This is a genomic window from Paracoccus sp. JM45, from assembly GCF_003590715.1.
In the GTDB taxonomy this organism is placed as follows: domain Bacteria; phylum Pseudomonadota; class Alphaproteobacteria; order Rhodobacterales; family Rhodobacteraceae; genus Paracoccus.
Window position 1 is genome coordinate 280600 of record NZ_QQVY01000004.1, and the last position, 16275, is coordinate 296874.

The 16275-nt window shown below is 60.0% G+C and carries 14 protein-coding genes; 5 read left to right on the top strand and 9 right to left on the bottom strand.

What is annotated here, in order from left to right:
• Positions 1–126: 126 nt before the first annotated feature.
• The 4 genes from DWB67_RS08820 to DWB67_RS08835 form a co-directional block, all read right to left on the bottom strand.
• Positions 127–1956 (bottom strand): response regulator, encoded by a 1830-nt coding sequence (locus DWB67_RS08820; RefSeq protein WP_119807158.1) that lies wholly within the window; start codon positions 1954–1956, stop codon positions 127–129.
• On the bottom strand, positions 1946–2809 hold the full coding sequence (locus DWB67_RS08825) for a protein-glutamate O-methyltransferase CheR (protein WP_119807159.1): 864 nt from the start codon (positions 2807–2809) through the stop codon (positions 1946–1948). The genes DWB67_RS08820 and DWB67_RS08825 overlap by 11 nt, the downstream gene beginning before the upstream one ends.
• Positions 2806–5880, bottom strand: coding sequence for a response regulator (locus DWB67_RS08830; protein ID WP_220475106.1), 3075 nt, complete (start codon positions 5878–5880; stop codon positions 2806–2808). The genes DWB67_RS08825 and DWB67_RS08830 overlap by 4 nt, the downstream gene beginning before the upstream one ends.
• A gap of 193 nt (positions 5881–6073) precedes the next feature.
• Positions 6074–6625, bottom strand: a complete 552-nt coding sequence (locus DWB67_RS08835) for a cytochrome b (protein ID WP_119807161.1) — start codon at positions 6623–6625, stop codon at positions 6074–6076.
• A 180-nt stretch (positions 6626–6805) separates the two neighbouring features.
• On the opposite strand from DWB67_RS08835, the gene DWB67_RS08840 reads away from it, so the two are divergent.
• The 5 genes from DWB67_RS08840 to DWB67_RS08860 all read left to right on the top strand — a co-directional run bounded on the left by DWB67_RS08840 (position 6806) and on the right by DWB67_RS08860 (position 11466).
• A complete protein-coding gene (locus tag DWB67_RS08840; protein ID WP_182911532.1) occupies positions 6806–7447 on the top strand; it encodes a CDP-alcohol phosphatidyltransferase family protein in 642 nt (213 codons plus the stop codon).
• Complete coding sequence (locus DWB67_RS08845; RefSeq protein ID WP_119807163.1) at positions 7444–8991, top strand: sulfatase-like hydrolase/transferase; 1548 nt, start codon at positions 7444–7446, stop codon at positions 8989–8991. Before DWB67_RS08840 ends, DWB67_RS08845 begins: the two co-directional genes overlap by 4 nt.
• Complete coding sequence (locus DWB67_RS08850; RefSeq protein ID WP_119807164.1) at positions 8988–9923, top strand: lysylphosphatidylglycerol synthase transmembrane domain-containing protein; 936 nt, start codon at positions 8988–8990, stop codon at positions 9921–9923. Before DWB67_RS08845 ends, DWB67_RS08850 begins: the two co-directional genes overlap by 4 nt.
• Positions 9920–10984: a glycosyltransferase family 4 protein gene (locus DWB67_RS08855; protein ID WP_119807165.1), complete on the top strand. Its 1065-nt coding sequence runs from the start codon at positions 9920–9922 to the stop codon at positions 10982–10984. Before DWB67_RS08850 ends, DWB67_RS08855 begins: the two co-directional genes overlap by 4 nt.
• Before the next feature lie 68 nt (positions 10985–11052).
• A complete protein-coding gene (locus DWB67_RS08860) occupies positions 11053–11466 on the top strand; it encodes a VOC family protein (RefSeq protein WP_119807166.1) in 414 nt (137 codons plus the stop codon).
• Here DWB67_RS08860 and phoB read toward each other — a convergent pair whose 3' ends face one another.
• The 5 genes from phoB to pstC are packed head-to-tail and all read right to left on the bottom strand — an operon-like array spanning position 11467 to position 16273.
• Entirely contained in the window at positions 11467–12156 is a 690-nt protein-coding gene (gene phoB / locus DWB67_RS08865; protein WP_119807167.1) for a phosphate regulon transcriptional regulator PhoB, read from the bottom strand.
• A gap of 2 nt (positions 12157–12158) precedes the next feature.
• Positions 12159–12878, bottom strand: a complete 720-nt coding sequence (phoU, locus tag DWB67_RS08870) for a phosphate signaling complex protein PhoU (RefSeq protein WP_119807168.1) — start codon at positions 12876–12878, stop codon at positions 12159–12161.
• Positions 12879–12898: 20 nt separating this feature from the next.
• Positions 12899–13696 carry a phosphate ABC transporter ATP-binding protein PstB gene (gene pstB, locus DWB67_RS08875; RefSeq protein WP_119807169.1) on the bottom strand — a complete coding sequence of 266 codons (798 nt, stop codon included), beginning with the start codon at positions 13694–13696 and terminating at the stop codon, positions 12899–12901.
• 25 nt (positions 13697–13721) lie between these two features.
• Entirely contained in the window at positions 13722–15071 is a 1350-nt protein-coding gene (pstA, locus tag DWB67_RS08880; protein WP_119807170.1) for a phosphate ABC transporter permease PstA, read from the bottom strand.
• A complete protein-coding gene (pstC, locus tag DWB67_RS08885) occupies positions 15068–16273 on the bottom strand; it encodes a phosphate ABC transporter permease subunit PstC (protein ID WP_119807171.1) in 1206 nt (401 codons plus the stop codon). Before pstC ends, pstA begins: the two co-directional genes overlap by 4 nt.
• Positions 16274–16275: the final 2 nt, after the last annotated feature.

A 16275-nucleotide genomic window follows, 5' to 3' on the forward strand; every position in this document is an offset into this window, starting at 1 on the left:
CCTTTGCTTTAACCTGATGCAAAACATGTGTTCACACCGCACTGTCGCGGACGAACACGACAGTCGGGCGACGGCTGCGGGTGGAACAGCCCTGTGCCGGCGAACCCGTGGACCGGAACGGCGTTCTTATTGCGCGGCTTCGGCCAGATCGCGTGACAACAGATTGGTCAAGATGGATCGCAGCATATCGGGACGGAACGGCTTTTCGATCAGGGGTGCCGCGTCATAGCCTTCGGGAAGGTGTTCACGGCCATAGCCGGACACAAAACAGAACTGCACGCCGCGCTTGGTCAGCAATTCGGCAACATCATCCACAGGTTCGCCTTTCAGATTACCATCCAGCAAGGCCACATCGACCTGATTGGCGCGGATCGACTCCAAAGCCTCGGCCACGGTGCGGGCCACGCCGATCACAGTGGCACCCGCGTCCTCCAGCTCGTATCGCAGGTCCAGAGCGACCAGAGGCTCATCCTCGACCAGAAGAATGCGGCAATCAGACAGACAAATCGGGCGGGCCACCGCGACCGTATGTGTGGCATCCAGTTCGGGCGTAATGCTTTTCAGGGGCGTGACACCATCCGACAACCGGATGGTCCAGATTACGCCATCGGGGTGCCATTCGGCACTAGCGGCGGTATCGTCCCCGCCCCCTGCTGCCGTGATCAGCGTTGTGCCAAAACCGATGCGATCAGGGGCGATCACTTTTGGGCCACCGCTTTCACGCCATGTCAGCGTCAGCTGTCCGGCATCCAGCGTCCAGTCCAGATCGACCATGCCACCCGGAACCGACAGGGCACCGTATTTGGCCGCATTGGTGCCCAGTTCATGCAGCGTCAGGGCAAGGCGCAACATCGTATCGGGGGCCAGATCGACCATAGGTCCTTTGCGACGCAGGCGTTCGCCGTCCAGCGTGCCGGAATTGATCTGGTCGTCGATCAGCTGGTCTAAGGGCGCGCTGGCCCATGTGGCATCCGACAGGATCGAATGGGCACGGGCAAGGGCTTGAAGGCGACCGCCGAAGCTGGCCTCGAATTGGGGCAGGCTGTCGGACTGGCGCAGGCTCTGACGGGCTATCGCCTGCACATTGGCCAGCGTGTTCTTGATGCGGTGGTTCAATTCACCGATCAGAAGCGATCGGACCTCCTCGGCCTGTTTGCGTTCGGTGATATCCAGTATCTGCAAGGACAGAGATTGCTGCCCCGTGCCATCCGACAGCAGCGATCCATAGACCTCGCAGGCGATGGCACCGATATCGGCATGATCCAGCTGCATCTCGACCGAGAAACGTTGCGTTTCATCCGGCCCCGCCTTGCGCCAGTTGGACAGCAGACGATCAGCCTCGGCATCCAGCCACCCGCACGCGGTGCCGGTTTTTCCCAAAAGATCACCCTTGGCCCGCCCGAACATCCGTTCCGCCCCTTTGGACCAGTCGCGGATGCGGCCTTCGGCATCAAATGCAACGAAGGCAAGGGGTGAATTATCGGCATGGGCGCGCAGTTGGGCCATCGCGCGGTCGCGGTGACGGGCAATGTCGCGTAACTCATCCCGCTGGCGGGCCAGTTCCTTGGCCTGTCGCCCGATGCGAAAGAACACATCCGCTTTAGATTTCAGGATCATCGGATCGACGGGCTTGAAGATGTAATCGACGGCGCCCGCCTCATACCCGCGGAAGCGGCGGGATTCGTTCATTTCGGCGGCTGTAACGAAAATAATAGGCACGCTGCGCGTTCGTTCGGTCGACCGCATCAGTTCCGCCAGTTCATATCCATCCGTTTCGGGCATCTGGACGTCAAGAAAGGCCAATGCATAATCATGCATCAGCATCAGTTCCAACGCCTCGCTGGCGGATCTGGCACGGTCCACGATCAGTCCGTCGCGGCGTAACAAAGCCTCAAGCGCCATGATGTTTTCGGCAATATCGTCGACAATCAGGAATCTGATGGGATTATTGGGCATTCAGCATCTCCTGGTCGGCATTGCGGCGCCAGATCCGGTCGGGTTCATCAAAAGCCGCAAAAGCATGGGCATGGGCAGAAAAGCGCAGGGTTTCATGGGACCCGAGGCCCAGAAAACCACCACGCGTCAACGCTTCGGCAAAGAGGCCAAGCGTGCGGTCCTGCAGGGCCGTGTCGAAATAAATCAGCACGTTCCGGCATGAAATCAGATGCACTTCGGAAAACACCTGATCAGTGGCCAGATTATGTTCGGTAAAAACCGTGCGCGACCGCAGATCACGGTCGAAGGCGGCGCGGCCATAGGCGGCGGTGTAATGGTCTGACAGCGACCCGCGCCCGCCGGCCTTTTGATAGTTTTGCGAAAAGACCGGCAGGCGGTCGATGTCATAGACGCCTGCTTCGGCCTTGGCCAAGGCGCGGCGGTTGATTTCGGTGGCATAGAACAAGGTGCGGTCGAACAGACCTTCTTCCTTAAACATGATGGCCATGGAATAGAGTTCCTCGCCATCGGCGCAACCCGCCACCCAGACCTTTAACGACGGAAAGGTCCGCAGATGGGGCAGCACCTCGCGGCGCAGGGCCAGATAATATTCTGGATCGCGGAAAATCTCGCTGACCTGAACGGTCATGGCGTCGATGACATCGGGCAGAACCACCGGTTCGTGCAACAACCTGCCCTGTGCCTCGGAAAGCGTGGCGCAGCCCAGCCGTTCACGGGCCAGATCCGCCCGACGCGCCAAGGATGCCCGCGAATAGGAGCGGAAATCGTAATGGAAACGCCTGTTCAGCGCCTCGAGGAACAGGTCCAGTTCGATATCATCTTCTGGACCGGCGGGAACGGGTTCAACAGTCATCTTGGCATCCAGACACGGGTCAGTGACAGCAGCTTGTCCACATCAAGCGGCTTGGACAGGTAATCATTGGCCCCTGCGGCAAGGCATTGGTTCTGATCCTCGGCCATGGCCTTGGCCGTCAGCATAATGATGGGCAGGGTTTTCCAGCGGGCGATCTTGCGGATTTCGCGGGTGGCGGTCAGACCGTCCATTTCCGGCATCATCACATCCATCAGCACCAGATCGACCTTGGGTGCCGCGCCGTCATTGACGCGACCAAGGGCATCCAGCGCCTCGCGTCCGTTGCGGGCGATCTGCACGGTGGCACCATGCGGTTCGAAAACGCCGGTCAGGGCATAGACGTTGCGGATGTCGTCTTCGACCACCAGAATGCGGCGGCCTTCCAGCTGGGCGTCGCGGTTCAGCGATGCTGCCAGCATTTCACGCTGTTTTTCCGGCAGGTCGCTGACGACCTGATGCAGGAACAGCGTGACCTCGTTGATCAGACGTTCGGGCGATTTTGCGCCCTTGATGATGATCGATTTCGAATAGCGGCGCAGGCTTTGTTCCTCGACCTCGGACAGGGTGCGGGCGGTATAGACGATGACCGGCGGGAAGGATGCCGTGCCATCGCTGTCCAGCTGTTTCAACAGTTCAAACCCCGATGCGTCGGGCAACGTCATATCCAGCACGATACAATCGACCGTTTGGGTGCGGCACATTTCCAATGCGGCAGCGGCAGTGCCCGCGCCGACGGTTTCAACCTCGTCGCTGGCCAGAAGCGCCTTCAGGCCTTCCATCTGGGCGGGATCATCCTCGACGATCAACACGCGGCGCAGACGTTGTTCCATGCGCTGTTCCAGATTGCGAATGGCCGTGGCCAGCGTATCGCGCTGGATCGGTTTCATCATATAGCTGATGGCCCCTTGGGCCAGCGCTTGCTTGGTATAATCCTCGGCCGAGACCATATGCACGGGGATATGGCGCGTGGTGGTGTCGCGCTTCAGGCGGTCCAGTGCAGACAGTCCCGAATGGTCGGGCAAGCCGACATCCATGACAATCGCATGCGGCAGGAAGTGACGCGCGGCGCGCACGGCATCATCGGCGCGGCCGACGCAGATACAACGGAAGCCCAGTTCCTGCGCCAGTTCATAGAGCAACTGCGCGAAGGCGGGATCATCCTCGACCACCAGCATGACACGGTCGCCCGGTTGGGTGATGGCACGGTCGTCGGTCAGGCCGGTCAGCGCGTCCAGCATGATCGGTTCGTCGATCACCTCGGGCTGTTGGGCGGGGGCGCTTGGCAGGGCGCGGGCGGCGGCTGGCTGGCGTGTGGCGGGGGCTTTTGGCAGGATCAGCGTAAAGACACTGCCCTTTCCGGCCTGACTGGTCAGCGTCACACGCCCGCCGAGCAGATCGGCCAGTTCGCGCGAAATCGACAGTCCAAGACCCGTGCCGCCAAACCGGCGTGAAATGGTGCCATCCGCCTGACGGAAGGCTTCGAACACGGCCTCTTGCTGGTCGGTATCAATGCCGATGCCGGTATCGTGGACCGCGAATGCGATCCCCTGCGGAACTGGGGACACCTTCAACGTCACCCGCCCGCGTTCGGTAAATTTCAACGCGTTCGAGATAAAGTTCCGCAGCACCTGTTCCAGCCGCTGGCTGTCGGTTTCCAGCGCCTCAAGGCCCGGTGCGACATCCGCACTCAGCTCTAACCCCTTGGATTGGGCCTGCACCTCGAATGCGCGGACAAGTTTCTTGGCGATTTCCTGCGGTTCGACCGTGTCGCGGGCGACATCTAGCTTGCCGGATTCGATCTTAGAGAGATCAAGGATGTCGTTGATCAGCAACAACAGATCCTTGCCCGAGCTTTCGATCGTTTCCGCCCAACGCACCTGCTCTGCCGTCAAGGTGCGGCCACGGTTTTCCGCCAACAGCCGCGACATGATCAGCAGTGCATTCAGCGGCGTGCGCAGTTCATGGGACATATTGGCGACGAATTCGGATTTATAGCGGCTTTCGCGGGCCAGTTCGGCGGCCTGATCTTCCAGCATGCGGCGCGATCTGGCCAGCGTATCGCGCTGTTCTTCCAGTTCTTGCGTCTGGCTTTCCAGCATGGCGTTCTGCTGTTCCAGCTCGGCCTGCTGGGCCTCCAGCCGCAGTTGGCTGTCCTGCAGGGCGCGGGTCTGCTCCTCCAGCTCCTCGTTGGAGGACGCAAGTTCTTCTGAATGGCTGCGCAATTCTTCGGCCTGCAGGCGGGTTTCTTCCAGCAGTTCCTGCAACTGTCCGCGATACTGGACGGACCTGAACGCAATACCCAGACGGTCGGTCAGACGGTCGAACAATTCGCGCACACGTCCCGCGACAGGCCCGTCAAAACCCAGTTCCAGCACGGCATTTACATGGCCATTGTCCAGCAGCGGCACCAGCAGCGCCCGTGCAGTCCGGCCACGCGCCAGACTGCTGGACCAGCCAAGGGCGGTTCCTTCGGGCAGCTCCATTTCCACAATCGCGGCTTCGGCCACGCAGCGCCCCAGATGCCCTTCACCGGATGCGACACGTTCCGCCAAAGCTGCCTCATCTGCACCCCAGCTTGCAAGGCGGGTAAGGGCATCACCTTCGCGGGCATAAAGCACACCTGCACGGGCACCCACGCGATCCGCCAGACTGCGCAGAACCTGCTGGCCGAAACGTTCGACAGATAATTCGCCCTGAATGGCGCGTCCGACACCGACCTGCCCTTTTTGCACCCATTCGCTTTCCATCAGGCGTTCGCGATTGATGATCAGCCCGCGACCACCAAAGGCCAGCGCGATGTAGACAAGGCCCGCCATGGTCCGGTTCGCAAGCGCAACACCGCTGCCAAAGGATGCATCGTCGAACCCAAAGCCCAAGCCCATCGCAAAACAGGTCAGGCCCGCCACGATGATCGGGGCAACCGGCCATGGACACATGAACGAAAGCGTCAGCGGCAGGATATAGATCAGCCAGACTGCGGTTCCCAAAGGAAAGAACAGATCAAGGGCGAATACCGCCCCAAGCGCAAAGACGATCAGGCCGATAATCGTCATATTTCGGGTGTTGGTCACTTGTTCTCCTGCAGGCACCGGGCGGATCCGCAAAATCGACGGACGCCGTCGAACGCACAAGCACGCCAAATCGTTCAATGGAAAATGACTGATAAATGATAATCATGGAACAGGATGTGCATTCCGAAGATAACCGTTTGTGATGCCTGTCTAAATGCGCCGCGCCCCAATGTCGATTCGCAATAGCATGACGTCAGGTCCGCGGTCCGCGCCGCCACATCCGTCCCCAGACCCCGTCACGACGGACCAGCCCGTGATAAAGCGCAGCCCCGATATGCAGCGCCAGTATCGCCATCAGCCCCCAGCCTGCCGTCTCGTGCAGCCAGCTGGCGGTATCGGCAAGCGCTTTGTTGCGCGGGATCAGGACAGGAAAGCCGATTGCATCTAGAACTTCGATCGGGAAGCCACCTGCGCGCACCCGGATATATCCGGTGACCGGCATGACGATCATCAAAGCATATAGCAGCCCGTGCGACAGCCCTGCGACCTTGCGCTGCCAGTTAGGCAGGTCACGCGGCAAAGGCGGCGCGTGATGGAATATCCGCCACAGGATACGCAGCATGATCACCACAAGCAGTGCGGCACCTGTGTTTTTATGAAAGAAAAACAGCGCATCCTGAACCGGACGCGGCAAGCCGTCGCGAACCATAACCAGGCCGGCAGGGATCATTAGCAAAATTGCGGCGGCAACCACCCAATGCAGCAGGCGTGCGACCCTATCATAGCTTTTCGGTTCCTGTGCCATCCGCATCTCCTGTCTGTCGCAATATGCTAACACGGCCTTCCCCTGCGACAAGCGGCAGCTTGACGCGCCGATCCGCTGCCATATGGTCACGCGATGCAGATATCCGATCCCCAAAATCCAACGAAAACCAATCATAGACGCGTCATTCCGTCAGGCGTGGTTCCTGCAATTCTGGCAGGGATGGCTGTTTCTGTCCTGACAGGCGCTTTTGCACTGCATCAAGGGCAAAGCGGGATCCTGTCTGGCGGGATTTTCCTGCTGGCCGCAGGCGGCATCATGCGTGGTGCGATACAGCATTACCCGCACAGCCGCTTTGGCGCATGTAATGCAGTGACGATGGCGCGAATGGCGCTGGGTTGCGCCCTGCTGGCATCGCTGGTGACAGGACAGGTCGCAGGCTGGGCGGTGGCAACCGTGGCTGCGGTGTCCCTTGCCCTGGACGGGATCGACGGTTTTCTGGCGCGACGCAGCGGCTTGATGTCGGATTTCGGCGCACGCTTCGACATGGAGGTGGACGCAGCCTTTGCATTGATCCTATCCTTACATGCCCTGATCGGCGACCCCGTCGGCCTCGAGGTGCTGGTTCTTGGCCTGATGCGGTATCTGTTCATCGGCGCAGGGTTTATCTGGCCATGGCTGACCGCCCCGCTTTGCGACAGCATATGGCGCAAGGCCATTTGTGTGCTGCAGATCGCCACACTGATCATCCTGCAGCTGCCGTTCCTGTCGGAAGGTCAGGGTATTATCATCGCCCGCATCGCTTCGGCCGCACTGCTATGGTCGTTCGGGCGTGATATCCTGTGGCTAAGGGCACGGCGATGATCCGCTCGATCCTTGCACTGCTGGTCCTGCATCTGCTGACGTCCCTGCCCGCCGCGCCTTCGCCGCTGGTTCTATCCGCATTTGCCGTGCCCAAGCTGGATATGTTGATCCTTGCCACCGCAATGATCCTTGCTAAAGACGGATATCTTGGCCGCATCATCCGGATTGCCGGAACCGTGGCCCTTGGACTGGTGACCATCCTGAAATGCGCCGATCTGGCGATGCGGGAAAGCCTTGGCCGCAACTTCAATCCGGTGGCGGATTTGCCGCTGATTGATGCGTTGGTGCGCCTTGTGGCGGGGACCGTCGGCGTTTGGGCGGCCATCGGCGCGGTTATTGCGGCTATTCTGGCGGGCATGACGATGCTTTACGCCCTATGGTGGGCGCTGGGCGTTCTGGGCCGGTCAGGACGTTATCTGGCATGGTCGATTGGGGGACTGGCAGTTGCGATCCTGCTGCTGGCACCTGTTACGTTGCCGAACTGGACCTTTGCACGGGATCGTGGGCTGCTTGCAGCCTCGACCATCACCGAGTTGCGTGATTTTCGCGTTCAGGCGCGTCTGGACCCGATGCAGCAGATCCCGAAACCCTTTTCGAAGATTGACCGCGATGTGCTGGTGATCTTTCTGGAAAGCTATGGCCGGACCAGCTTTGATACTCCGTTCTATGCCCAGCGCCACTTGGAAACACTGTCACAGGCCCAGCGCCGCTTGTCGGATGCAGGACTTACCATGCGATCAGGCTTTCTGACCTCGCCCACGCATGGGGGTCAAAGCTGGCTGGCGCATTCGACCTTTATGAACGGAATGACCATCGGGGATCAGACCCGTTATCAGGCGTCCATTGCCAGCGGTCGCCAGACCCTGTTCCACCATGCACAACGCGGCGGTTTTTACACCGCCGCCATCATGCCTGCCATCACACGCGCTTGGCCCGAAGGGCTGACCATGGGTTTCGACGAGATCTTTGCCGATGGTGATCTTGGCTATCAAGGGCTGCCCTTCAACTGGATCACCATGCCTGACCAGTTCACCCTGACGGCGCTGGACCGGATCCGGAACGCGCAGCCACGCCCGGTCTTTGCAGAGGTTGCGCTGATTTCATCCCATGCGCCTTGGGTTCCGGTCCCGCAGATGGTAGACTGGGATCAGGTCGGCGATGGCACCATATTCAGTGACATGGCGCAGGCTGGCGATTCACCGAAAGAGGTCTGGCGCGACCGTGACCGTGTCCGGTCGCAATATCGCGATGCCATCGACTATACGCTGCAGGCGGTTATGGAATATGCCGGACGTCAGGGTCGGAATGCCCCGTTGATGGTATTGGTGGGTGACCATCAGGCTGCGACGTCGATCGGGTTGGACGATCGCAGGCAGGTTCCCATCCATATCATCGGACCCGCTGCATTGGTTGATCTGACCGCGGATTGGGGTCTGACCTCGGGGCTGATCCCGCCCGATGATGCCGCGCCTTTACCCATGGACCAGATGCGCGACAATCTGTTGCGGAGCTTTTCCCTGCCTGTCGACGTTCCCCCGGCATGACAGGCACAAAAATTCTTCAATTGCTGGCAGCGTTCATCCTGATGGGGCTGCTTTGGGCAGGGCTTGACGGGGCGCACGCCTTATCACTGCTAAGGCAGGCCGATGCTGGTTGGTTGGTTGCTGCCTTACTGGTGCTGACGGTGCAAACCGTCCTTTCTGCCTATAGATGGCAATTCACGGCGCGTCAGCTTGGACAAAGCTTTAGCCTGCGCCACAGCATCAGTGAATATTACCTGTCGCAGATCGTGAACCAGTCTTTGCCCGGCGGCGTGTTGGGCGACGCTGGCCGTGCGCTTCGTGCCCGCCACGACGGCGGCTTGCAACGTGCGGGCGCAGGCGTGGTGATTGAACGTGCTTTGGGGCAGGCCAGCCTTCTGGTTATTCTGGCCACGGCCTTTCTGGTCCCCACCCGCCCTGACCTGCCATTGGCTGTCCAGGGCATCATCACCCTGCTTCTGGCAGGCGGGGTGATGATTGTCGGTGCCCTATATGGTGCAACGTTCATAACAGGCCATATAGGCAAGACGGCACGCAGCTGTGCATCTTTGATCCGGCGTGCTTTATTGGATAACGGTTCCTTGCCCCGCCAAATTGTCCTTAACCTGTCCATCACTGCCGCCAATATTGCCGCATTCGCCTTCTGCGCCCGCGCGACAGGCACGATGATGTCGGCTTCGCAGGCAGCATTGTTGGTCCCCCTAATCCTGCTGACCATGATCATCCCCCTGACCATCAGTGGATGGGGGGTCCGCGAAGGTGCCGCTGCCGCTCTGTTTCCCCTGATCGGCGCCACAGGTGCTGCAGGACTGGCGGCCAGTACAGCGTTCGGCCTGATGTTTCTGGTCAGCACCCTTCCCGGCCTTCTGGTATTGATCCTCCAGAGCCGCACCTCTCTGACATCCGTCCCGCCCCAAATGCAGGTAGACCCGTGACCCATGCCCATGCCCATGCCCATTCAGCCGTCTTCGCCCTACCCGGAGATATCAATACCCTGACCGGCGGCTATATCTATGACCGTCGACTGGTCGCGGGCCTGCGCGATCAGGGCAGACAGGTTCAGGTGCTAAGCCTGCCAGACAGCTTTCCGACACCTGATGCGTCACAAATGGCCGCGGCAATGGCGCAGCTGCTGGCGTTGCCTGCTGATGTGCCCGTGATCATTGACGGCTTGGCCTTTGGTGCGCTGGATACCGTCGCCCTGCAGAACATGCGTGCACCTGTCATCGCGATGATCCACCACCCGTTGGCACAAGAAAGCGCCCTGCCTGCCGATCTGGCCGATCACCTGTTTCGCACGGAACGCGCCAATCTGCGTATGGCCCGCCATATCATTGTGCCCAGCCCCCATACAAAACAGATGCTTGTCGAACGCTATGATGTCGCGCCCCAGCATATCACGATTGCCCGCCCCGGAACGCTGGCAAGGAAAGGCAGCATCAAAGGCCCCGTATCGTCGCCACCTTTGATCCTGTCAGTCGGTATTCTGCATCCGCGCAAAGGCCATGATGTGCTGATTGATGCTTTAGGCCAGTTGACCGATCTGGACTGGCAGGCTGTAATTGTCGGCAACCCGTGGGACGGGGACTATGTTCGCGACCTGAACGACCGGATCACGGCCAGCGGGCTGGGTGAAAGACTGCGTCTGGCGGGCAAACTTCCCGATGATGATCTACAGGCGCTTTACGGCAAAGCTTCGGTCTTTGCGCTGGCAACCCGTTACGAAGGCTATGGCATTGTTTTTGACGAGGCGCTGTCCCACGGCCTGCCGATTGTCAGCACCCGCACCGGCGCAGTGCCGGACACCGTGCCGCAGGATGCAGGTATTCTGGTGCCGGTTGATGATGCCACTGCCTTCGCGAATGCCCTGCGCGACATGCTGGCAGACCCGCACAGACGCGACATTTTCGCAAAGGCGGCGGCAGAAGCCGGTGCGATCTTGCCGGATTGGGCGCAGACTGCGGAAATTGCGGGTCAGGTGATCGACAACCTGTAAGCTGGCAGCTGTAGACAGGCGTTGTCCCCTGCCCCAATATGCGCCGAAACATAGGCCCGAGGCGCTGCATGAAATCCCTGTTCCATCTTGCCATCCATATCACCGACTTTAACGAAGCCCGCCGCTTTTACGGCGATATCCTTGGCTGCGCCGAGGGTCGGTCCACCGACACATGGGTCGACTTCGACTTTTTCGGTCACCAGCTGTCGCTGCATCTGGGCACGCCTTTCCCCACCACGCGAACGGGGAAAGTGGGCGACCATATGGTGATGATGCCGCATATGGGCGTAGTGCTGCGGCTGGATGACTGGATGGCGCTGGCGGACCGGTTGAAATCGCATGGCGTTGCATTCGACATCCCGCCGGTCATCCGCTTTGAAGGTCAGCCCGGCGAACAGCGAACGATGTTCTTCTTTGACCCTTCGGGCAATCCGATCGAGGTCAAAGGTTTCGCCGATTTCGACGGGCTGTTCGCGGCCTGATCAGCCAAGGGCATATCCGGTGCCGCGCACCGTGCGCACCGGATTGTCGCCGCCATTCTGCATTAGCGCCTTGCGTAGACGTCCGACATGGACGTCGATGGTGCGGGTATCGACATAGATGTCGCGCCCCCAGACCCGATCCAGCAGCTGTTCACGCGTCCAGACACGTCCGGGCTTTTCCATCAGTGTGGACAGCAGACGGAATTCGGTCGGCCCCAGATGCAAAGCCTGACCTGCACGGAACACGCGGTGTTCCGATGCGTCCAGTATGATATCCGAAAAACTAAGACGTTCACCCATGCTTGCTGGACGCGTGCGGCGCAACTGGGTGCGCAGACGGGCCATCAGCTCGACCACGGAATAGGGTTTGACGACGTAATCATCGGCACCCGTTTCAAGGCCGCGCACACGGTCGACTTCTTCGGCGCGGGCGGACAGCATGATGATGGGGATATTACGGGTCGAGGGGTCTGCCTTGACCTGACGGCACACCTCGATTCCCGATACCTTGGGCAACATCCAGTCCAGCACGATCAGGTCGGGCATCTCTTCCTGAACCAGCAACAGCGCATCCTCGCCGTTGTCGGCCACCACGCACTCGAAGCCTTCGGCTTCGAGATTGTAGTGCAGGACCTCGCGTTGCGCGCCCTCATCTTCGACGATCAAAACGCAGGGGGCCTGACGGGACATCATCAAGCCCTCTCGGTCGGGGTGACCATGGGGACGCTGTTGCCTTTGGGGCGCGCCTCCTCGGGCAGTTCGCCCGTGACCAGATAGATCACCTGTTCCGCGATCGAGGTCGCATGATCGCCCATCCGCTCGACGTTCTTGGCGATGAAATGCAGGTGCATGCAGGACGTGATATTGCGCGGATCTTCCATCATATGGGTCAGAAATTCGCGGAACAACGCGTTATACATCTGGTCCACCTCAAGATCGCGCTGCCGCACGTCCTGCGCCAGTTCGGCGTCGCGGCGGATATAGCTGTCCAGCGCATCCTGCAGCATCTTGTTGACGGCCGTGCTCATCCGGCGCAGCGCCATGCCGGCACCTTCGATGGCGGGCATCTGGGCCAGAACCTCGGTGCGTTTGGCCATATTCTTGGCGTAATCGCCCACCCGTTCCAGCGAGGCCGAAATCTTGATCACGGCCAGCACCATCCGCAAATCGGTGGCGGTGGGCGCGCGCAGGGCGATCAGGCGGGCCGCATCTTCGTTGATCTGGACTTCCAGCGCATCGATGGCCTTATCGCGGCGGCGCACGTCGTCGGCCAGTTCTTCGTCGTTGGTGTCAAGCGCGGTCGAGGCATCGATGATCGAGGCTTCCACCATGCCACCCATTTTGACAACCAGCGCCTGGATCGTTTCCAGATCGCGGTCGAACGCCGATGAGATATGCTTGTCGCGGTTCATGGTCGCTTCCTTCTGTCGGCTTAACCGATACGTCCCGAGATATAGGCCTCGGTCCGGCTGTCACGAGGTTTGGTAAAGATGTCGTCCGTATCGCCGTATTCCACCAGATTGCCCAGATGGAAGAAGGCGGTTTTCTGGCTGACGCGGGCCGCCTGCTGCATCGAGTGGGTCACGATCACCACCGAAAACTGGCTGCGCAGCTGGTCGATCAGTTCTTCCACCTGACTGGTGGCAATCGGGTCCAGCGCCGAACAGGGTTCGTCCATCAACAACACCTCGGGGGCGGTTGCGACAGCACGGGCGATGCACAGACGCTGTTGCTGGCCGCCCGACAGACCGGTGCCAGGTTCGTGCAGACGGTCCTTGACCTCGTTCCACAGGGCGGCGCCGCGCAGGCTGCTTTCGACGATTTCTTCCAGTTCGGACTTGTTGCGGGCCAGACCGTGGATGCGGGGGCCGTAAGCGACGTTGTCAAAGATCGACTTGGGGAAAGGGTTCGGCTTCTGGAACACCATACCGACCTTGGCGCGCAGCTGCACGGGATCGACGCGGCGGTCATAGATGTCATCACCGTCGATGCGGATTTCGCCTTCCATGCGGGCGATGTCGATGGTGTCGTTCATCCGGTTGATGCAGCGCAGGAAGGTCGATTTACCGCAGCCCGACGGACCGATGAAAGCGGTGACCGTCTTGTCCTGGATTTCGACATTCACGTCTTTGATGGCATGTTTTTCGCCATAATAGACCTGCACATTCCGGGCCGAGATCTTGATGTCTTGCTGGCTCACGGCGCTCTCCGTTCGGGTCGTGTCATACATTGTTCTACAAGCTCCTTGGCGCCGGTTACCAACGGCGCTCGAACTTGCGGCGAAGATAGATGGCCAGCAGGTTCATGCACAGAAGGAAGATCAGCAAGATGATAATGGCGCCCGATGCCCGTTCGACAAAAGCGGGGTCGGACCGCTGCGTCCAGTTATAGATCTGGACCGGCAGGGCGGATGCGGGGTCAAACAGACCTTCGGGGGGGGCTGCGGGGAATTCGCGGACAAAGGCAACCATACCGATCAGCAGCAAGGGTGCGGTTTCGCCCAAAGCCTGCGCCAGACCAAGAATGGTACCGGTCAGGATGCCGGGCATGGCCAGCGGCAGGACGTGGTGGAAGACCGATTGCATCTTGGATGCCCCGACGCCAAGTGCCGCATCCCGGATCGACGGCGGCACAGCCTTCAGCGCCGCGCGGGTCGAAATAATGATGGTGGGCAGCGTCATCAGCGTCAGTACCAGACCGCCAACGATGGGGGCCGATTGCGGCAGACCCGCAAAGTTGATGAAGACGGCCAGACCAAGGATACCGAAGACGATGGACGGCACGGCGGCCAGATTTGCGATATTCACCTCAATCACATCGGTCAGGCGATTCTTGGGGGCAAATTCCTCAAGATAGATCGAGGCCGCGACCCCGATCGGCACCGACAGGAACAAGACGACCAGCATCATATACAGCGATCCCAGGATCGCGACACCGACGCCTGCTGCCTCGGGGCGTTGGTCGGATGCGTCGGGATTGGTGATGAATTCACGGTTGAAGCGCGTAACCAGCACTCCATCCTCGGCCAGCGCATCGGCCAGCATCAGCTGCTGGGGCGAGGTGTTGCTGTCGCGTGCCGCACTCTCCTGCGTAACGCGACCCTTGAAGTAACCGTCGATCCGGCCATTCACCAGCACGTTCACATCGACCGTCTGACCGATCAGTTCGGGGTCGTTCAACACACGGCTGCGAAGCTGGGCCGATGCCTCTTTGGAGACAAGTCCCTTGATGTCGCTTTCGGCCAGCCCCTCGATCTGGGTGTCCATATTGCGTACGGCGACATCCAGCGCATCATCCAGCACACGGCCATATGACAGCGTCAGCACTTTGGCCATTTCCGCCGGATCGCGGTTACCCTTGGGGTCCAGACGTTCGGCGGTCAGCGCGACAGGCATCGACAGATAAGTCTGGCGGAAGGCCCCCGATCCGTCGCGCACAATGGTGGTAACCAGCACCAGCAGCGCAACGACCGCGATGCAGATGGCAGCCGCACCATAGGCGCGAAAGCGTTTTTCGGCAGCATTGCGGCGACGGGTGCGCGCACCGGTTTCGAAAAGCGAGGTTTTCTGCGTTTTCTGCGGGGCGTGGTTCGACATATCGGTCATTCGTACTGCTCGCGATATTTGCGCACGATGATCAGCGCGACAATGTTGAGGCATAGGGTGATGACGAACAGCGTCAGACCCAAGGCAAAGGCAACCAGCGTTTCAGGGGACGAAAAGTCGTTGTCGCCGGTCAACTGGCTGACGATCTTGACGGTGATGGTGGTCATCGCCTCGAATGGGTTCAGGCTCATGGTGGCGGCGGCACCGGCCCCCAGCACCACGATCATCGTTTCACCGATGGCGCGGCTTGCGGCCAGCAAAACGGCACCGACGATGCCGGGCAACGCTGCGGGCATGACCACCTGCCGCACGGTTTCGGATGGCGTTGACCCAAGGCCCAAAGCCGCATCGCGCAGGCTTTGCGGCACTGCGTTGATGATGTCATCCGACAGCGAACTGACAAAGGGGATTAGCATGATACCCATGACCAGACCCGCGGTCAGCACCGATGATGCAGAATTGCCCAGACCCAGCGGCTGCGCGATCCAGTCACGCAGCATCGGACCGACGGTGATCAGGGCGAAAAGACCGTAAACGATGGTCGGAATACCTGCCAGCAACTCAACCATGGGTTTGGCAAAGCTGCGGATACGTGGGCTGGCATATTCCGACAGATAGATCGCGGCAAACAAACCGGTAGGAACCGCCACAACCAATGCAATGAAAGAGATATAAAGCGTGCCCCACAACAGCGGCAGCATGCCCAGTTGGGAATTGCCGTCAAAGCGGGGTGTCCATTCCAGACCGAAGAAGAATTCGTGCCAGCTGTATTTCTGGAAGAAACTGCCGGTTTCGAAGATCAGCGACAGGACAATACCAAGCGTGGTCGCAATGGCGATCATCGAACACAGAATCAGCAGCGTCAGGATGATCCGTTCGACCGTGTTGCGGGCCTTGAATTGCGGTGTGACGCGGGTGATGCCGAAACCAAGGCCTATGATGGCGACAGCAAGAACGGCAAGGCCGACCAGCCCGCCGCTTTCGGACCCGATCAGGCCCGCCATACGCAAAACCGCGGCAAGAAGGATCACAATAGCTGCAGGAGCGAAAGCGGTCAGTGCAACGCTAAGGCCGTGATAGGTGGGACGGCTGTGCAACTGGCGGACATCGGACCCGACGGTCCCGAATGCACGGTTACGGCCGATCAGATATCCGGCGACGGCCAAAAACAGGCTGGCGATCATAGCCCAGGACAGTGGCATCC